This is a genomic window from Streptomyces sp. Da 82-17, assembly GCF_046098215.1.
GTDB lineage: Bacteria > Actinomycetota > Actinomycetes > Streptomycetales > Streptomycetaceae > Streptomyces.
Genome location: NZ_JBJURH010000018.1, coordinates 18,509 through 36,029, shown reverse-complemented (window position 1 = coordinate 36,029; position 17,521 = coordinate 18,509). Strand labels below are relative to the sequence as shown.

Sequence of the window (17,521 nt, the reverse complement as noted above, 5' to 3'; positions counted from 1 at the left end):
CCTGGAAAGTGCCGGGGCTCTTCGCGTAAGGAACGGGTGGAACGGCCTGAGGGAGGCCTCAGGCGACCTGCACGCCGTGCTCGGCGGCGAGGCGGCGCAGGTCGTCGAGCTCGGCCTCCTCGACCTCCACGAGGAAGTCGTCGCCGTCCTCGCGAGCCTGCGAAAGGTCGGACTCGGTGGTCTTTATACGGTGCAGGAGCCCTGCGGTGAATGCGTCCATGGTTGCGCCCCCTCGTCGTGGGTCGTGGTCGGTGGCACGGGGTGTGCCCTCGGGAAGGGGCGATCACGTCTGTCGCAGCCGTGCGGGTGCTGCCTCGTGGCGTGCCACATGCAAAGAGTGATCGCGGGTGTGGAGTCGTCCTCCCCAGGGGCGGATCCACAGAAACCTCAACTCGCCCCCGAATCCCGGAATTCCACCGTCGAGTGACCGCGGGCGACCGCCTTACAGCCGGTTTATGGCCGAAAGAGGCAGGATGGAGGGACTCACCACTCGTGTGACCAGGCCCGCCTGGCACGGACTTCAAGCGGAAGGACAGAAGACGTGCGCGTACTCGTCGTCGAGGACGAGCAGCTGCTCGCCGATGCGGTGGCCACCGGACTGCGCCGGGAGGCCATGGCGGTCGACGTCGTGTACGACGGCTCGGCCGCCCTCGAACGCATCGGCGTCAACGACTACGACGTCGTGGTGCTCGACCGCGACCTCCCGCTGGTGCACGGCGACGACGTCTGCCGGAAGATCGTCGAGCTCGGCATGCCGACCCGCGTCCTGATGCTGACCGCCTCCGGCGACGTCAGCGACCGTGTGGAGGGCCTGGAGCTGGGCGCGGACGACTACCTGCCCAAGCCCTTCGCCTTCACCGAGCTCACCGCCCGCGTCCGCGCCCTCGGCCGGCGTACGACGGTGGCGCTCCCGCCCGTCCTCGAACGCTCCGGCATCAAGCTGGACCCCAACCGCCGCGAGGTCTTCCGCGACGGCAAGGAGATCCAGCTCGCGCCGAAGGAGTTCGCGGTCCTGGAGGTGCTCATGCGCAGCGAGGGGGCCGTCGTCTCGGCCGAGCAGCTCCTGGAGAAGGCCTGGGACGAGAACACCGACCCGTTCACAAACGTGGTGCGCGTGACCGTGATGACCCTGCGCCGCAAGCTCGGCGAGCCCGCCGTCATCGTCACCGTGCCCGGCTCCGGATACCGGATCTGATCCACCCATGGCCGCGACCCCGGCGCCGCCGACGGCGCCTCCGAAACCGACCTATGCCCCGGACCGGCCGGAGCCGCCCTTCCCGTGGCTGCGCCCCACGATCCGGATAAGGCTCACGCTGCTGTACGGCGGCATGTTCCTGATCGCCGGCATCCTGCTGCTCTCGATCATCTACCTGCTCGCGGCCCAGGCCGTCCATGTGGGGAACGAGCTGCCGTTCAAGATCATGGAAGGCAGCGAGGTCAAGGTCTACAGCGAGGTCTGTCCCAACCTGGCCACCGCCACCGGCAGCCAGGACCAGTTCAACGCCGCGCTCAACGCCTGCCTCAACCACCAGCGCCAAAAGGCCCTCGACGACCTGCTCAGCCGGTCCCTGCTCGCCCTGCTCGGCCTCAGCGTCATCGCCTTCGCCTTCGGGTACGCGATGGCGGGCCGGGTGCTCTCGCCGCTCGGCCGGATCACCCGTACCGCCCGCCGTGTGGCCGGCTCGGACCTGTCCCGGCGGATCGAACTCGACGGCCCGGACGACGAGTTGAAGGAGCTCGCCGACACGTTCGACGAGATGCTGGACCGCCTGGAGCGCGCCTTCACGGCCCAGCAGCGCTTCGTCGCCAACGCCTCGCACGAGCTCCGCACGCCCCTGGCGATCAACCGCACGCTCCTGGAGGTGCACCTGTCCGACCCGGGTGCGCCCCCCGAGCTGCAGCAGCTCGGCAAGACGCTGCTCTCCACCAACGAGCGCAGCGAGCAGCTGGTCGAGGGCCTGCTGCTGCTCGCCCGCAGCGACAACCAGATCGTCGAGCGCAAGCCGGTCGACATCGCCGAGGTCGCCTCCCGCGCCATCGACCAGGTGCGGGCGGAGGCCGAGGAGAAGGGCGTGGAGATCCGCGGCGAGCGCGGCCTCGCGGTCGTGCAGGGCAACGGCGTCCTGCTCGAGCGGATCGCCCTCAACCTGGTCCAGAACGCCGTTCGGTACAACGTGGAGGAAGGCGGCTGGGTCGAGGTGAGAACCGAGATCAGGGACGGTCAGGCGGTCCTCGTCGTCTCGAACACTGGCCCCGTCGTCCCGGCGTACGAGATCGACAACCTCTTCGAGCCCTTCCGCCGCCTGCGCACGGAGCGGACCGGGAGCGACAAGGGGGTGGGCCTCGGCCTGTCCATCGCGCGCTCGGTGGCCCGGGCGCACGGAGGCCGTATCATCGCCGAGCCGCGCGAGGGGGGTGGTCTCGTGATGCGAGTCACCCTGCCCGTCTGAGATGCTGCTTCGGATACGCCGACGTTCGCTTTGAGCGGAATTTTCGGGACCTGGACCCCGGATCTCCGTGTGGAATCGATCACAGAGGCGAATCCCCGGCCATCTACTCTCCGTGATCGCTCTGACCACCGGAAAGCCTGGAAAATCCGGGTTTTCGAGGGTCCGGATGACGGGAAGTACACGGGGTGGCGCCCGTGTTGTGCGACAAAAGGACCGTGTACGGTCCCGATCGCCATCCAAGCCGGTCGCCCCTTCAGGGGTGCGGTTGGGTGTCGATTGAGTAACAGACCTTGATGTGAGGCAAAATCTCCGCCTCGGGTCGGGCACAAGTCCGGCCTCTCACGCGTTACGTGCGCTGGAGACACCGCAGACACCCAGAGGGGGAGAGCGACATGGCAACGGATTACGACACCCCACGCAAGACCGACGACGACGTCGACTCGGACAGCCTTGAAGAACTGAAGGCCCGCCGGAACGACAAGTCGACCTCGGCCGTCGACGTAGACGAGTTCGAGGCCGCGGAGGGCATGGAACTGCCCGGCGCGGACCTTTCCAACGAGGAGCTCGCCGTTCGCGTGCTGCCCAAGCAGCAGGACGAGTTCACCTGCATGAGCTGCTTCCTCGTGCACCACCGCAGCCAGCTGGCCCGCGAGAAGAACGGCCAGCCGATCTGCCGCGACTGCGACTGAGGCGGGGGTCGGCCGTGACAGGCTCGACCCCGCCCCGGAAGCGGTTCTTCCGGAAGCGGACGGCAACCGGTGGCCCGGCCACCGGCGGCAGCCCGCTCGACCGCGCACGTGACGACGAGCGAGGCCCCCAGGCCTCGCTCGAAGCAGCGGACACAGCCGGAACGGACGCCGACGGAGCGAGCGGCGGGAGCGCAGGCGACGGCGCCTCCGTCGAGCGAGCGCCCGAGGGCGCACCCCCGGCGAACGCCGGCCGCCTCACCTCCCTGCGCAACGGAGTGCGCAAGGGCGGCCAGAGCGCCAGGTCCGGCGTACTCAAGAGCGGCCAGGGCGCCAAGGCCGCCGTCGGCTACCTCGCAGACCGGATCATCGAGACCGCACCACGGGTCCCGGTGCGCGATCTGGCGACGCTGCGCAAGCAGTTCCCGGGCCTCGGGCCCGAGCAGATCGCCGACAAGCTGGTGGCGGGCGCCCGCAACGCCACCTCCACCGTCGGAGCGGGAGTCGGCGCGGCCGCAATGCTGCCCGTACCGCCCGCGATGCCCGCCGAACTGGCCGCCGAGATCACCGGTGTGGCCGCGATCGAGCTGAAGCTCGTCGCCGAGCTGCACGAGGTCTACGGGCAGCGCCCGCCGGGCAACCTCAAGGACCGCACCGCCGCCTATCTGCACTCCTGGTCGGACGAGCGCGGGATCGACGTGGCCAAACCGATGTCGATCAACGCGGCGCTCGGCGGGCAGCTCAAACGGGAGCTGCGCCAGCAGATCACCAAGCGGATGGTCAAGAACCTTCCCAACCTGATGCCGTTCATGGTGGGCGCCGCCGTCGGCGCGGTCATGAACCGCCGCGAGACCAGCAAGCTCGCCGAGAAGATCCGCAAGGATCTCCGCGCCAAGCAGGTCCCGTGGGACGCCCTCGAGGAACTTCCCCCGCTGGAGCTGCCGCCGAAGCCGCAGCAGCCCAAGGAACTCTTCTAGCCGGGAGTCCGTGCGGCCAGTCCGTGTGGTGGGGAGATCCCTCCGGCAAGGGCCGTTCAGCCCGCCGACTTCTCCGGCGCCAGTGCCCTCGCCAGGCCCTCCGGGTCGCGGGTCGACAGGTAGAGGTACGGGGTCGGGTCCTGCTCGTCCGTGACGGGGATGCGTACCGCCGTCGGCACATAGCTGCGGAGCAGCATGAACGCACGGGGGTCGGCCTTGTGCGTGCGCCAGGCGCGGGCCTCCTCCCGGTCCAGGACCTCCGGGGCGCCGAGCGCCGACAGCGGCAGCCGGGCCTCACCCGCGACCAGCGAGCCCGCCACGACCCGGATCCGCGCCGACCCGTACGAGGAGACCCCCACCGCCGCCAGCGCCGCCGCGCCGATCAGGCCGCCGAGCATCGGCAGCGGGCCGAGGGGCAGCAGGATCAGCCCGCCCGAGACCCCGATCAGCGCGGTGATGACCCACCAGGAACGGGGTGCGGTGAGGCGTTCGTCGTAGATTTCGGCGGAGAGCTGCATAGCGCCAAGCTTGGCACGGTGCCCGGGTTCCCAGGCCGCGCGGGTAAGGTCTGCGCCTGTGAGTGGACGTACACCTTCGTTGACGCCGCCGGACGACGCCACCCGGCCGGTGCGGCACCCCGATGCCCCGGCGCCCGGCGAGCTGCTCGGCGCGCACTACGAGCACTGCTTCGGCTGCGGGCACGGCCAGCCGCACGGGCTGCACCTGGAGGCGCGGGCCGGCAGCGACCCGGACGCCGTGGCGATCACCGCGGAGTTCACGGTCAAGCCCGAGCACCAGGGCGCGCCCGGGCTCGCGCACGGCGGTGTCCTCGCCACCGCCCTCGACGAGACCCTCGGCTCCCTGAACTGGCTGCTGCGGGTGATCGCCGTGACCGGCCGGCTGGAGACCGACTTCGTACGGCCCGTGCCGGTGGACACCGTGCTGCACCTCGAGGCCGAGGTCACCGCCGTCGCCGGGCGGAAGATCTACTCGACGGCCACCGGGCGGATCGGCGGACCCGACGGGCCGGTCGCGGTCCGCGCGGACGCGCTGTTCATCGAGGTGAAGGTCGACCACTTCATCGAGAACGGGCGGCCCGAGGAGATCAAGGCCGCCATGGACGACCCGGACCAGGTCCGGCGGGCCCGCGCCTTCGAGGTGAACCCGTGAGCGCCGCCCCCGCGCCGGGCGTGGGCCGCGCTCCCGTCGACGTACAGCTCAAGCGCCTGGACCCGGACGTACCGCTTCCGAGCTATGCGCAGCCCGGGGACGCCGGGGCCGATCTGTGCACCACGCAGGCCGCCGAACTCGCCCCGGGGGAGCGGGCGGTGCTGCCCACCGGGGTGTCGATCGCGCTGCCCGAGGGGTACGCGGCGTTCGTGCACCCGCGATCGGGCCTCGCCGCCCGCTGCGGTGTCGCTCTGGTGAATGCCCCGGGGACGGTGGATGCCGGGTACCGTGGGGAGATCAAGGTGATCGTCGTGAACCTCGATCCGCGCGAGCCCGTGCGGTTCGAGCGCTTCGACCGGATTGCTCAACTCGTCGTCCAGCAGGTCGAGAAGGTCCGCTTCCACGAGGTCGCGGAGCTTCCCGGATCGGCGCGGGCCGAGGGGGGCTTCGGGTCCACCGGGGGGCATGCCGCGGTCGACGGCAGCGCGGGTGGGCAACAGGGCGGGAATCGATACGCTTCGGTCGTATCCGACCGGGAAGGACAGTGACGTGTTCGGACGTCGCAAGAAGAGTGACGCCGCCGACGGCGCGGCCGGCGAGGCCGAGCAGGTCGCCGAGGGCGTGAACCACGGGGGCGAGACGGCGCAGGACGAGCCGCGGCGGACCAACCTGCCGCCCGCCCCGCGTCCCGACGGACCCTGGGACATCTCCGAGGTGCGCGAGCCCGGCGAGGGCCGCGTCGACCTGGGCGGCATCTTCGTCCCCGGCGTCGACGGCATGGAGCTGCGCGTGGAGGTCGCGGGCGACGCGATCGTCGCGGCCACCGTGGTGCTGCGCGACAGCGCCGTACAGCTGCAGGCCTTCGCCGCCCCCAAGCGCGAGGGCATCTGGGGCGAGGTCCGCGAGGAGATCGCCGCCGGCATCACACAGCAGGGCGGCGTCATCGACGAGGTCGAGGGCCCCCTCGGCTGGGAGCTGCGCGCGCAGGTCCCGGTCCAGCTGCCGGACGGCACGGGCGGCGTGCAGGTCGTCCGCTTCGTCGGCGTCGACGGCCCGCGCTGGTTCCTGCGCGGCGTGATCTCCGGCCAGGGCGCGGTGCAGCCCGAGGCCGCGGGCCTGCTCGAGCAGATCGTCCGGGACACCGTGGTCGTGCGCGGCGACGGCCCGATGGCGCCCCGCGACCCGATCGTCCTGAAGCTGCCGGAGGACGCCCAGATGGTGGCCGAGGGCGGCGTGAAGGAGGAGAACCAGGCGGAGTCCCGGTTCTCCGGCGGCATGGGCCAGCTGGCCCGCGGCCCCGAGATCACCGAGGTCCGTTAAGGCCCGGTTCCGGCACAGCGGCGAGGGCCGCATCCCCGAGACGTACGCGGGGGTGCGGCCCTCTGCCGTGCCTGGTCGCCACTGGCCTCGTCCCTGCGCGCCTCTCGCGCTGTCCCCGCGCGTCAGAATCGCGTCAAATGCAGGGCGTACGTCCACCTCGGGGCGGTTGTCCGGAAATCCTGGCCGTAAGGTCGACGCGGCGTGGGCAGTGGATTTCGGAAGACAATGAGGCCATGGGACGCGGCAAGCTTCGGATATACCTCGGTGCGGCACCGGGCGTGGGCAAGACCTACGCCATGCTGTCCGAGGCCCACCGTCGCGTGGAGCGCGGCACGGACTGCGTGGTCGCCTGCGTCGAGCACCACGACCGTCCCCGTACCGAGGCCGTCCTGCGCGGTCTGGAACAGGTGGAGCGCCGCAGCCTGGAGGACGACGGCCAGGTCCGCACCGAGATGGACGTCGACGCGGTGCTCGCCCGCCGCCCCGCCGTCGCCCTCGTCGACGAGCTCGCGCACACCAACGCCCCCGGCTGCCGCAACGCCAAACGCTGGCAGGACGTCGAGGAACTCCTGGCCGCCGGCATCGACGTGATCTCCACCGTCAACATCAAGGACCTGGAGTCACTCGGCGATGTCGTCGAGTCGATAACCGGTGTACGACAGCACGAGACGCTGCCCGACGAAGTGGTGCGCAGGGCCGACCAGATCGAGCTGGTCGACATGTCGCCCGAGGCGCTGCGGCGGCGCATGGCACACGGCAACATCTACAAGCCGGACCGCATCGACGCCTCCCTCGCCAACTACTTCCGGCCCGGAAACCTCACCGCCCTGCGGGAGTTGGCGCTGCTGTGGACCGCCGACCGGGTCGACGAGTACCTCCAGCAGTACCGCGGCGAGCACAACATCCGCTCCACCTGGCAGGCCCGCGAGCGCATCGTCGTCGGCCTCACCGGCGGGCCCGAGGGCCGCACCCTGATCCGCCGCGCCGCCCGCATGGCCGCCAAGGGCTCCGGCAGCGAGATCCTCGCCGTCTACATCGCCCGCAGCGACGGCCTGACCTCCGCATCCCCGAAGGAACTCGCCGTCCAGCGCACCCTCGTCGAGGACCTCGGCGGCACCTTCCACCACGTCATCGGCGACGACGTGCCCGGCTCGCTCCTGGAGTTCGCGCGCGGCGTCAACGCCACCCAGATCGTCCTCGGCTCCAGCCGCCGCAAGACCTGGCAGTACGTGTTCGGTCCGGGGGTCGGCGCGACCGTGGCCCGGGACTCGGGGCCCGACCTGGACGTGCACATCGTCACCCACGACGAGGTCGCCAAGGGCCGGGGCCTGCCGGTGGCCAGGGGCGCGCGGCTCGGCCGGTCGCGGCTCGTGTCCGGCTGGCTGGTCGGGGTGGTCGGGCCCGTCCTGATGACGCTGCTGCTGCGCAACCTCGACGGGCACCTCGGCCTCGCCAACAACATGCTGCTGTTCCTGGCGCTCACCGTGGCCGCGGCGCTGCTCGGCGGACTGCTGCCCGCGCTGGCCTCGGCGGCGTTCGGCTCGCTGCTCCTGAACTACTACTTCACGCCGCCGCTGCACCTGTGGACCGTCGCCGACAACCGGAACATCGTGGCGATCGTCGTGTTCGTCGGCGTCGCGGTGTCGGTCGCGTCGGTGGTCGACCTCGCGGCCCGGCGTACCCACCAGGCGGCGCGGCTGCGGGCCGAGTCGGAGATCCTGTCGTTCCTCGCGGGCAGCGTCCTGCGCGGCGAGACCAGCCTGGACGCGCTGCTCGAACGGGTCCGCGAGACGTTCAACATGGAGTCCGTCGCCCTCCTGGAACGCGCGAGCGACCGCGACCCGTGGACCTGCGCCGGCAGCGTCGGCCCCACCGCCCTCGACCGGCCCGACGACGCCGACGTGGACATGCCCGTCGGCGACCACATGGCGCTCGCGCTCTCCGGCCGCGTGCTGCCCGCCGAGGACCGCCGCGTCCTCGCCGCGTTCGCCGCCCAGGCCGCCGTCGTCCTCGACCGGCAGCGGTTGCAGGACGAGGCCGACCGGGCCCGCGCGCTCGCCGAGGGCAACCGCATCCGTACCGCGCTGCTCGCCGCCGTCAGCCACGACCTGCGTACCCCGCTCGCGGGCATCAAGGCGTCCGTGACCTCGCTGCGGTCCGACGACGTCGAGTGGTCCGAGGCCGACCGGGCCGAGCTGCTCGAAGGCATCGAGGACGGCGCCGACCGGCTCGACCACCTCGTCGGCAACCTGCTCGACATGTCACGCCTGCAGACCGGCACCGTGATGCCGCTGATCCGCGCCGTCGACCTGGACGAGGTCGTGCCGATGGCGCTCGGCGGCGTGCCCGAGGGCAGCGTCGACCTGGACATCCCCGAGACCCTGCCGATCGTCGAGGTCGACAAGGGACTCCTGGAGCGGGCCGTCGCCAACATCGTCGAGAACGCCGTCAAGTACAGCCCCGAGGGCTCCCGCGTCACCGTCTCCGGCAGCGCGCTCGGCGACCGGGTTGAGGTACGCGTCGTGGACCGCGGCCCCGGCGTCCCGGACGACGCCAAGGACCGCATCTTCGAACCGTTCCAGCGGTACGGGGACGCCCCGCGCGGCGCCGGCGTCGGCCTCGGCCTGGCCGTCGCCCGCGGCTTCGTCGAGGCGATGGGCGGCACCCTGAACGCCGAGGACACCCCGGGCGGCGGCCTCAGCATGGTGCTCACCCTGCGCGCCGCCCCGGCCCACGAGGGCGCCGAACCCGATCTCCCCGCGCAGGTCGGCACATGACCGCTCTCCGCGCGCAGGTGGGCACATGACCGCGCGCACCGACACCCGCGGCGAGCGCCGCACCACCGCAGCAGCCGCACCACCGCGGACAGCGCAGAAAGGCAGGACCAGATGACCCGGGTGCTCGTGGTCGACGACGAGCCGCAGATCGTACGCGCGCTCGTGATCAACCTGAAGGCCCGCAAGTACGAGGTCGACTCGGCCCACGACGGCGCCACCGCCCTCCAGCTCGCCGCCGACCGCCACCCCGACGTGGTCGTCCTCGACCTCGGCCTGCCCGACATGGACGGCGTCGACGTGATCAAGGGGCTGCGCGGCTGGACCAGGGTGCCGATCCTGGTGCTCTCCGCCCGGCACAGCTCCGACGAGAAGGTCCAGGCCCTCGACGCGGGCGCCGACGACTACGTCACCAAGCCCTTCGGCATGGACGAACTCCTCGCCCGGCTGCGGGCCGCCGTACGCCGGGCCGAACCGGCCGCCGACGACAACGGCACGGACGCGGCGATCGTGGAGGCCGGGGACTTCACGGTCGACCTGGCCGCGAAGAAGGTGCACCGCGGCGATCGCGACGTACGCCTCACGCCCACCGAGTGGCACCTCCTGGAGGTGCTCGTGCACAACACGGGCCGGCTCGTCAGCCAGAAGCAGCTGCTGCAGGAGGTGTGGGGCCCCTCGTACGGCACCGAGACCAACTATCTGCGGGTCTACATGGCCCAGCTGCGCCGGAAACTGGAGGCCGACCCCTCGCACCCGAAGCACTTCATCACCGAACCCGGAATGGGATATCGGTTCGAACGGTGACACGGCGGGCGGGCCGTGATCCCCGCCCGCGACCGGCCTTGAACCGGTGTCGCCGCACCCCGGTACGCTTCCTGTATGAGTGCTGTTCCTCGTTCAGAAAAGCCGGCAGGCCGGTTCCGCCGGATGCTGGACCGGCTGTCCTCGTCCCAGGAGGAGCTGGATTCGGAGGAGCTCCGCGAGGACTCGGAGACGACCGGTTGTACCCGCATCGGTGACTGCCAGGACCGCGAGATAGTCACGGTTACTGGTACGTTGCGCACGGTCACGCTGCGCCCCCGGGCCGGCGTCCCCGCCCTGGAGGCCGAGCTGTTCGACGGCTCCGCCGCCCTGGACGTGGTGTGGCTCGGCCGACGCTCCATCGTGGGCATCGAGCCGGGACGCAGACTCATCGCATCAGGGCGGATCTCGATGAGCCGGGGCCGCCGGGTGCTCTTCAACCCGAAGTACGAACTCAGACCGCTCGGACGGGAGTAGCCGGTGACGTCTGTCGACAAGCCGACCGACCACACCACCGCGGGTCAGGCCGACCCCGACAGCAGCTCGAAGGCCGTGACCGAGGCCGCCCTCTTCGAGGCGTTCGGCGGTCTGCGCGGCATGATCGAGACGGTCCTGCCCGGGCTGCTCTTCGTCACCATCTACACGGTGAACAAAGACCTGAAGATGTCGGCGATCGCCGCGCTCGGGGTCTCCCTGCTGCTCGTCGTGGTCCGCCTCGCCATGCGGGACACCGTCAAGCACGCCTTCAGCGGCGTCTTCGGAGTCGGCTTCGGTGTGGTCTTCGCGATGATGACCGGCAACGCCAAGGACTTCTACCTGCCGGGCATGCTCTACACCCTCGGCCTGGCCCTCGCGTACATCGTGACGACGCTCGCCGGGGTCCCGCTGATCGGACTGATCCTCGGCCCGGTGTTCAAGGAGAACCTCTCCTGGCGCACCCGCAACCCCGGCCGCAAGAAGGCCTACGCGAAGGCCAGTTACGCCTGGGGCTTCATCCTGCTCGCCAAGTGCGCCATCCTCTTCCCGCTCTACTGGTGGGCGGACACCACCCAGCTCGGCTGGGTCCTGGTCGCCCTGAAGATCCCGCCGTTCCTGCTCGCCGTCTGGCTGACCTGGGTCTTCCTCGCGAAGGCGCCGGCTCCGATCGACGTGTTCGCGGAGATGGAAGCCGAGGAGAAGGCGCAGGCCGAGCGGGAGCGTACGTCGTCCTGACCTTGCCGTGTGGTCCAGCCCACCGGGGCCCGGAACCTTGTTGGTTCCGGGCCCCTTTCGTCGTACGACGTACGAGCGTCAGCTCTCCTTGCGGACCGAAAGCAGGTCCTCCAGCTGCTCCTCGCGGGCCTGGGCCGCGACGAACAGGAGCTCGTCGCCCGCCTCCAGGGAGTCCTCCGCGGTCGGGGCGAGGACGCGGGCGCCGCGGATGATCGTCACCAGAGACGTGTCCTGCGGCCACTCGATGTCGCCGATCGTGGTGCCCGCGAGCGCGGACTCCGGCGGCAGCGTCAGCTCGACCAGGTTGGCGTCGCCGTGGCTGAAGCGGAGCAGCCGCACCAGGTCGCCGACGCTCACCGCCTCCTCGACCAGCGCCGACATCAGGCGCGGCGTGGACACCGCGACGTCGACGCCCCAGGACTCGTTGAACAGCCACTCGTTCTTCGGGTTGTTCACGCGGGCGACGACGCGGGGCACGCCGTACTCGGTCTTCGCGAGCAGCGAGACGACCAGGTTGACCTTGTCGTCACCGGTCGCGGCGATCACGACGTTGCAGCGCTGCAGGGCCGCCTCGTCCAGGGACGTGATCTCGCAGGCGTCGGCCAGCAGCCACTCGGCCTGCGGCACCCGCTCCACCGAGATGGCGGTCGGGGCCTTGTCGATCAGGAGCACCTCGTGCCCGTTCTCCAGGAGCTCGCCCGCGATGGAACGACCCACCGCGCCTGCTCCGGCAATGGCGACGCGCATCAGTGACCGCCCTCCTCGGGGCCCTCGGCGAACGCCGCCTCGGTCTTCGCGACCTCGTCGGTGCGCATCATCACGTGCACCAGGTCGCCCTCCTGCAACACCGTCTGCGAGGTCGGCAGGATCGCCTCGCCCAGGCGGGTGAGGAACGCGACGCGGACGCCGGTCTCCTCCTGCAGCTTGCTGATCTTGTGCCCGACCCAGGAGCTGGACGTGTGCACCTCGGCGAGCTGGACGCCGCCCGTGGGGTCACGCCACAGCGGCTCGGCGCCGGACGGCAGCAGCCGTCGCAGCATCTGGTCGGCGGTCCAGCGGACCGTCGCGACCGTCGGGATACCGAGGCGCTGGTACACCTCGGCGCGGCGCGGGTCGTAGATACGGGCCGCGACGTTCTCGATGCCGAACATCTCGCGCGCCACCCGGGCCGCGATGATGTTGGAGTTGTCGCCGCTGCTCACGGCGGCGAAGGCGCCGGCGTCCTCGATACCCGCCTCGCGGAGGGTGTCCTGGTCGAAACCGACGCCGGTGACGCGGCGTCCCCCGAAGCCGGAACCGAGCCGGCGGAAGGCCGTGGGGTCCTGGTCGACCACCGCGACCGTATGCCCCTGCTGCTCCAGGGTCTGCGCGAGTGCGGCGCCCACTCGTCCGCAGCCCATGATGACGATGTGCACGACCGTCCTTCCGGCTGGCGTATGTACTGCATTAGGAATGCGTTAGTAACGCGTTAGCAACTCGTAGGCTGCTGAGTCCTGCTGAGCCCCTGATGTCCTGTTGGCTCAGGATTAACAGGGTCGCAGACAGACGCACAAGCTACACAGCCGCCGTGAGGCGGGTGGGCGGCCCCCCTTTCGAACGCTTACGATCCTCTGCGTGTCCAAACTGACCGACGTGCCCAAACGGATTCTCATCGGGCGCGCACTGCGCAGCGACCGGCTGGGAGAAACGCTCCTCCCGAAGCGCATCGCACTTCCCGTCTTCGCCTCCGACCCGCTGTCGTCGGTGGCGTACGCACCGGGCGAAGTGCTCCTCGTGCTCTCGATCGCGGGGCTCTCCGCGTATCACTTCAGCCCGTGGATCGCCGTCGCCGTCGTCGTGCTGATGTTCACCGTCGTCGCGTCGTACCGGCAGAACGTGCACGCCTACCCGAGCGGCGGCGGTGACTACGAGGTCGCCAACACCAACCTCGGGCCGAAGGCCGGACTGACCGTCGCGAGCGCGCTGCTCGTCGACTACGTCCTGACCGTGGCCGTGTCGATCTCCTCCGGCATCGAGAACCTGGGCTCCGCGATCCCGTTCGTCGTCGAGCACAAGGTGCTCTGCGCGGTCGCCGTGATCGTGCTCCTCACGCTGATGAACCTGCGCGGCGTCAAGGAGTCGGGCAAGCTCTTCGCGATCCCCACGTACGTCTTCGTGACCGGCGTCTTCCTGATGATCGTGTGGGGCGCGTTCCGCGGCGTCGTCCTCGGCGACGACATGAAGGCGCCCACCGCCGACCTCGTCATCAAGCCCGAGCACCAGGGCCTCGCCGGGTTCGCGCTCGTCTTCCTGCTGCTGCGCGCCTTCTCCTCCGGCTGTGCCGCGCTCACCGGCGTCGAGGCGATCAGCAACGGCGTGCCCGCGTTCCGCAAGCCCAAGTCGAAGAACGCCGCCACGACGCTCGCCATGATGGGCGCCCTGGCCGTCACCATGTTCTGCGGCATCATCGGCCTCGCCATGGCCACCGACGTACGGATGGCGGAGAACCCCGCGCACGACCTGTTCCGCGACGGCGCCCCGGTCGGCGCGGACTATGTGCAGAACCCGGTGATCTCGCAGGTCGCGGAGGCCGTCTTCGGACACGGCTCGGTCCTCTTCATGATCCTCGCCGCGGCCACCGCGCTCGTCCTCTTCCTCGCGGCCAACACCGCGTACAACGGCTTCCCGCTGCTCGGCTCGATCCTCGCGCAGGACCGCTACCTGCCGCGGCAGCTGCACACCCGCGGCGACCGGCTCGCGTTCTCCAACGGCATCGTGCTGCTCGCCGGCGCCGCCGCGCTGCTCGTCGTCATCTACGGCGCGGACTCGACCCGGCTGATCCAGCTCTACATCGTCGGCGTCTTCGTCTCCTTCACGCTCAGCCAGATCGGCATGGTCCGGCACTGGAACCGGCATCTGCAGACCGAGAAGGACACGGGCAAGCGGCGCCACATGATCCGCTCCCGCGCCATCAACGCCTTCGGCGCGTTCTTCACCGGGCTCGTCCTGGTCGTCGTCCTGGTCACCAAGTTCACCCACGGCGCCTGGGTCGCGCTGCTCGGCATGGTGATCTTCTACGCCACGATGAGCGCGATCCGCCGCCACTACGACCGCGTCGCCGAGGAGATCGCCGCCCCCGAGGAGCCCACCGACGACAGCGTGCGCCCCTCCCGCGTGCACTCCATCGTGCTGGTCTCCAAGGTCCACCGGCCCACCCTGCGCGCCGTCGCCTACGCCAAGCTGATGCGCTCCGACACCCTCGAAGCGGTCAGCATCAACGTCGACCCCGCCGAGACCAAGGCCCTCAAGGACGAGTGGGAACGGCGCGGCATCTCCGTACCGCTGAAGATCCTCGACTCCCCGTACCGCGAGATCACCCGGCCGATCATCGAGTACGTGAAGAACCTGCGCCGGGAGTCCCCGCGGGACGCGGTCAGCGTGATCATCCCCGAGTACGTGGTGGGCCACTGGTACGAGCACCTGCTGCACAACCAGAGCGCGCTGCGGCTCAAGGGGCGCCTGCTCTTCACGCCCGGCGTGATGGTCACCTCCGTGCCGTACCAGCTGGAGTCCTCCGAGGCCGCCAAGCAGCGCGCCCGCAAGCGCCAGGAGTGGAACGCGCCCGGCGCGGTCCGCCGCGGCCCCGTCGAGCAGCGCAGGCCGAAGGCGGCCAACGGCGCGGGCGACTCGGCGAAGGGCAAGGCCGAGAAGTAGCGCGAGTCATCCAGTACGCCGGTGTGGTGAGCGGCCGGGCGACGTCCACGTAGACTGGTGGGCTGTTGTCCGGCCGTTCCCTCTTTCGCATCTGGAGCCACCCCGCCATGCAGGCAGAACCGAAGAACTCACTGGTGGGGGAGGAGTACGAGGTCGAGGTCGGCCCCGTCGCCCACGGCGGCCACTGCATCGCCCGTACTTCCGAGGGCCGGGTGCTCTTCGTCCGGCACACGCTGCCCGGCGAGCGGGTCGTCGCCCGCGTCACCGAGGGCGAGGAGGACTCCCGGTTCCTGCGCGCCGACGCGGTCGAGATCCTGGAGCCGGCCAAGGACCGCATCGAGGCGCCCTGCCCGTACGCCGGGCCCGGCCGGTGCGGCGGCTGCGACTGGCAGCACGTGAAGCCGGGCGCGCAGCGCCGCCTCAAGGGCGAGGTCCTCGCCGAGCAGCTGCAGCGCCTCGCCGGTCTCACCCCCGAAGAGGTCGGCTGGGACGGCACGGTCATGCCCGCCGAGGGCGACAAGCTGCCCGCCGGCGAGGTCCCGCAGTGGCGCACGCGCGTGCAGTACGCGGTCGACCCGGACACCGGCAAGGCCGGTCTGCGCCGCCACCGTTCGCACGAGGTCGAGCCCATCGAGCACTGCATGATCGCCGCCGAGGGCGTCTCCGAGCTCGGCATCGAGCAGCGCGACTGGTCGGGCATGGCTTCGGTCGACGCGATCGCCGCGACCGGCTCCCAGGACCGGCAGGTGATCCTCACCCCGCGCCCCGGCATGCGGCTCCCGATCGTCGAACTCGACCGTCCCGTCTCCGTGATGCGGGTCGGCGAGAAGGACGGCGGCGTCCACCGCGTACACGGCCGCCCCTTCGTCCGCGAGCGCGCCGACGGCCGTACGTACCGCGTCGGCAACGGCGGCTTCTGGCAGGTCCACCCGAAGGCCGCCGACACCCTCGTCCTCGCCGTCATGCAGGGCCTGCTCCCGCGCAAGGGCGAGACGGCCCTCGACCTGTACTGCGGCGTCGGCCTGTTCGCCGGGGCGATCGCCGACCGGGTCGGCGAACAGGGCGCGGTCCTCGGCATCGAGTCCAGCAAGCGGGCCGTCGAGGACGCGCGGCACAACCTGGAGTCCTTCGACCGGGTCCGCATCGAGCAGGGCAAGGTCGAGTCGGTGCTGCCACGCACGGGCATCACGGACGTCGACCTGATCGTCCTCGACCCGCCCCGCGCGGGCGCCGGCAAGCAGACCGTCCGCCACCTCGCGGGCCTCGGCGCCCGCCGCATCGCCTACGTAGCCTGCGACCCGGCCGCCCTCGCCCGGGACCTGGGGTACTTCGGGGAGACGGGGTACCGGGTGCGGATGCTTCGGGCGTTCGATCTGTTTCCGATGACCTCTCATGTCGAGTGTGTTGCTGTTCTAGAGCCAGTGGCGAAGGGTATCTGACCTGCCATTTTAATAGTCCGGTGAGCTTGTTTGACCTGTTTTCGGTGCTTGGGCGGGTGCATTGCGTGGAGCGAACTTGCGCTGCCTGATCTAGTCCATGGAGCTCAACTGGGCGACCGGTGCCGGTGCTTTATTGATTTTTCGGACGGTTGCGGAGGCTCCTTCTCGCTCGCGCCGAGGCTGTTCGGGCCGGCCGCCGACGGCAGACAATTCGTCATGACCCGCCAGCCGGCCACCGCGGCCGAGGTGTGCCCGTCCCGGTCGATCGGCACCGCATCCGGCGTGACGTGGCGTCGGCACCACCCCCTGGAGCCCGTCCGCCATCTGGCGGACGGGCTCCAACTCACCCAAGACCGCAGGCGACAACGCCTTCCTCGTGCAGCGCGCCGCGGGCAACCTTCTCGTCGACGCACCGCGCTTCACCCCGCGGCGATCCCGGGAGGACTCGGTGGTCTCGTCCAGGTGCGCGCGGCAGTCGGTGTACGTGAATACCTGTGCTCGCGATCTGAGAATTTACGCCCATCACGGAAAGAGCTTTTTTGTCGGTGGCGCATGGCAGGTGGAATTTCGACGCAGGCAAGCCTCGCCGCGTGCTACTGTCGATCTCAGTTGCAGTTTTGGTACCCGAAGCTTTGAACCTCCTGCAGGCAGCATGCCGCACGGAAGTACTTTGTATTGCCGGTTGTTTTTTCCGGGCAGGGCATCATCGCGGCGACACGGCATCCGTACGGTACGGATCCGTCGTACTGCCCTAAGGAGAAAAGACATGGCTGCTGGCACCGTGAAGTGGTTCAACGCGGAAAAGGGTTTCGGCTTCATCGAGCAGGACGGCGGCGGCGCTGACGTGTTCGCCCACTTCTCGAACATCGCCGCTCAGGGATTCCGCGAGCTCCAGGAGGGCCAGCGGGTCACCTTCGACATCGCGCAGGGCCAGAAGGGCCCGACGGCCGAGAACATCGTCTCCGCCTGAGGTTGACGCGTAACACGTAGCTGGGGCCC

At 70.3% G+C, this 17,521-nt stretch carries 18 protein-coding genes; 14 read left to right on the top strand and 4 right to left on the bottom strand.

Annotated elements, in window-relative coordinates:
* Window positions 1-58: 58 nt before the first annotated feature.
* Window positions 59-220 carry a hypothetical protein gene (locus tag ACIDOF_RS26815; RefSeq protein WP_282534672.1) on the bottom strand — a complete coding sequence of 54 codons (162 nt, stop codon included), beginning with the start codon at window positions 218-220 and terminating at the stop codon, window positions 59-61.
* Window positions 221-541: 321 nt separating this feature from the next.
* On the opposite strand from ACIDOF_RS26815, the gene ACIDOF_RS26810 reads away from it, so the two are divergent.
* The 4 genes from ACIDOF_RS26810 to ACIDOF_RS26795 all read left to right on the top strand — a co-directional run bounded on the left by ACIDOF_RS26810 (window position 542) and on the right by ACIDOF_RS26795 (window position 4,113).
* Window positions 542-1,195 (top strand): response regulator transcription factor, encoded by a 654-nt coding sequence (locus tag ACIDOF_RS26810; RefSeq protein ID WP_409008671.1) that lies wholly within the window; start codon window positions 542-544, stop codon window positions 1,193-1,195.
* 7 nt (window positions 1,196-1,202) lie between these two features.
* The gene (locus tag ACIDOF_RS26805) at window positions 1,203-2,450 is read left to right on the top strand and encodes a sensor histidine kinase (RefSeq protein WP_409008670.1); all 1,248 of its coding nucleotides are present in this window, start codon (window positions 1,203-1,205) and stop codon (window positions 2,448-2,450) included.
* Window positions 2,451-2,842: 392 nt separating this feature from the next.
* The gene (locus ACIDOF_RS26800; RefSeq protein WP_282540407.1) at window positions 2,843-3,139 is read left to right on the top strand and encodes a DUF4193 domain-containing protein; all 297 of its coding nucleotides are present in this window, start codon (window positions 2,843-2,845) and stop codon (window positions 3,137-3,139) included.
* A 14-nt stretch (window positions 3,140-3,153) separates the two neighbouring features.
* Window positions 3,154-4,113, top strand: coding sequence for a hypothetical protein (locus ACIDOF_RS26795; protein ID WP_409008669.1), 960 nt, complete (start codon window positions 3,154-3,156; stop codon window positions 4,111-4,113).
* A 56-nt stretch (window positions 4,114-4,169) separates the two neighbouring features.
* Here ACIDOF_RS26795 and ACIDOF_RS26790 read toward each other — a convergent pair whose 3' ends face one another.
* Window positions 4,170-4,631 (bottom strand): DUF3093 domain-containing protein, encoded by a 462-nt coding sequence (locus ACIDOF_RS26790; protein ID WP_409008668.1) that lies wholly within the window; start codon window positions 4,629-4,631, stop codon window positions 4,170-4,172.
* 58 nt (window positions 4,632-4,689) lie between these two features.
* On the opposite strand from ACIDOF_RS26790, the gene ACIDOF_RS26785 reads away from it, so the two are divergent.
* The 7 genes from ACIDOF_RS26785 (at window position 4,690) to ACIDOF_RS26755 (ending at window position 11,390) form a co-directional block, all read left to right on the top strand.
* Entirely contained in the window at window positions 4,690-5,283 is a 594-nt protein-coding gene (locus tag ACIDOF_RS26785) for a PaaI family thioesterase (RefSeq protein WP_409008667.1), read from the top strand.
* A gap of 20 nt (window positions 5,284-5,303) precedes the next feature.
* Complete coding sequence (dut, locus tag ACIDOF_RS26780; RefSeq protein ID WP_409008777.1) at window positions 5,304-5,831, top strand: dUTP diphosphatase; 528 nt, start codon at window positions 5,304-5,306, stop codon at window positions 5,829-5,831.
* A gap of 1 nt (window position 5,832) precedes the next feature.
* On the top strand, window positions 5,833-6,603 hold the full coding sequence (locus ACIDOF_RS26775; protein ID WP_409008666.1) for a DUF3710 domain-containing protein: 771 nt from the start codon (window positions 5,833-5,835) through the stop codon (window positions 6,601-6,603).
* 233 nt (window positions 6,604-6,836) lie between these two features.
* A complete protein-coding gene (locus ACIDOF_RS26770) occupies window positions 6,837-9,380 on the top strand; it encodes an ATP-binding protein (RefSeq protein ID WP_409008665.1) in 2,544 nt (847 codons plus the stop codon).
* 111 nt (window positions 9,381-9,491) lie between these two features.
* Window positions 9,492-10,181, top strand: coding sequence for a response regulator (locus ACIDOF_RS26765; protein WP_409008664.1), 690 nt, complete (start codon window positions 9,492-9,494; stop codon window positions 10,179-10,181).
* 75 nt (window positions 10,182-10,256) lie between these two features.
* A complete protein-coding gene (locus ACIDOF_RS26760; RefSeq protein WP_409008663.1) occupies window positions 10,257-10,655 on the top strand; it encodes an OB-fold nucleic acid binding domain-containing protein in 399 nt (132 codons plus the stop codon).
* A gap of 3 nt (window positions 10,656-10,658) precedes the next feature.
* A complete protein-coding gene (locus tag ACIDOF_RS26755; RefSeq protein WP_409008662.1) occupies window positions 10,659-11,390 on the top strand; it encodes a DUF3159 domain-containing protein in 732 nt (243 codons plus the stop codon).
* 78 nt (window positions 11,391-11,468) lie between these two features.
* Here the strand turns inward: ACIDOF_RS26755 and ACIDOF_RS26750 are convergent, their stop codons facing one another.
* Complete coding sequence (locus tag ACIDOF_RS26750; RefSeq protein ID WP_409008661.1) at window positions 11,469-12,137, bottom strand: potassium channel family protein; 669 nt, start codon at window positions 12,135-12,137, stop codon at window positions 11,469-11,471.
* Window positions 12,137-12,805, bottom strand: a complete 669-nt coding sequence (locus ACIDOF_RS26745; protein ID WP_409008660.1) for a potassium channel family protein — start codon at window positions 12,803-12,805, stop codon at window positions 12,137-12,139. Before ACIDOF_RS26745 ends, ACIDOF_RS26750 begins: the two co-directional genes overlap by 1 nt.
* 199 nt (window positions 12,806-13,004) lie before the next feature.
* Here ACIDOF_RS26745 and ACIDOF_RS26740 point away from each other — a divergent pair, with 199 nt between their 5' ends.
* The 3 genes from ACIDOF_RS26740 to ACIDOF_RS26730 all read left to right on the top strand — a co-directional run bounded on the left by ACIDOF_RS26740 (window position 13,005) and on the right by ACIDOF_RS26730 (window position 17,492).
* Window positions 13,005-15,083: an APC family permease gene (locus ACIDOF_RS26740; RefSeq protein WP_409008659.1), complete on the top strand. Its 2,079-nt coding sequence runs from the start codon at window positions 13,005-13,007 to the stop codon at window positions 15,081-15,083.
* Window positions 15,084-15,190: 107 nt separating this feature from the next.
* Window positions 15,191-16,522: a class I SAM-dependent RNA methyltransferase gene (locus tag ACIDOF_RS26735; RefSeq protein WP_409008658.1), complete on the top strand. Its 1,332-nt coding sequence runs from the start codon at window positions 15,191-15,193 to the stop codon at window positions 16,520-16,522.
* Between the two features lie 766 nt (window positions 16,523-17,288).
* The gene (locus tag ACIDOF_RS26730; protein ID WP_399125190.1) at window positions 17,289-17,492 is read left to right on the top strand and encodes a cold-shock protein; all 204 of its coding nucleotides are present in this window, start codon (window positions 17,289-17,291) and stop codon (window positions 17,490-17,492) included.
* Window positions 17,493-17,521: the final 29 nt, after the last annotated feature.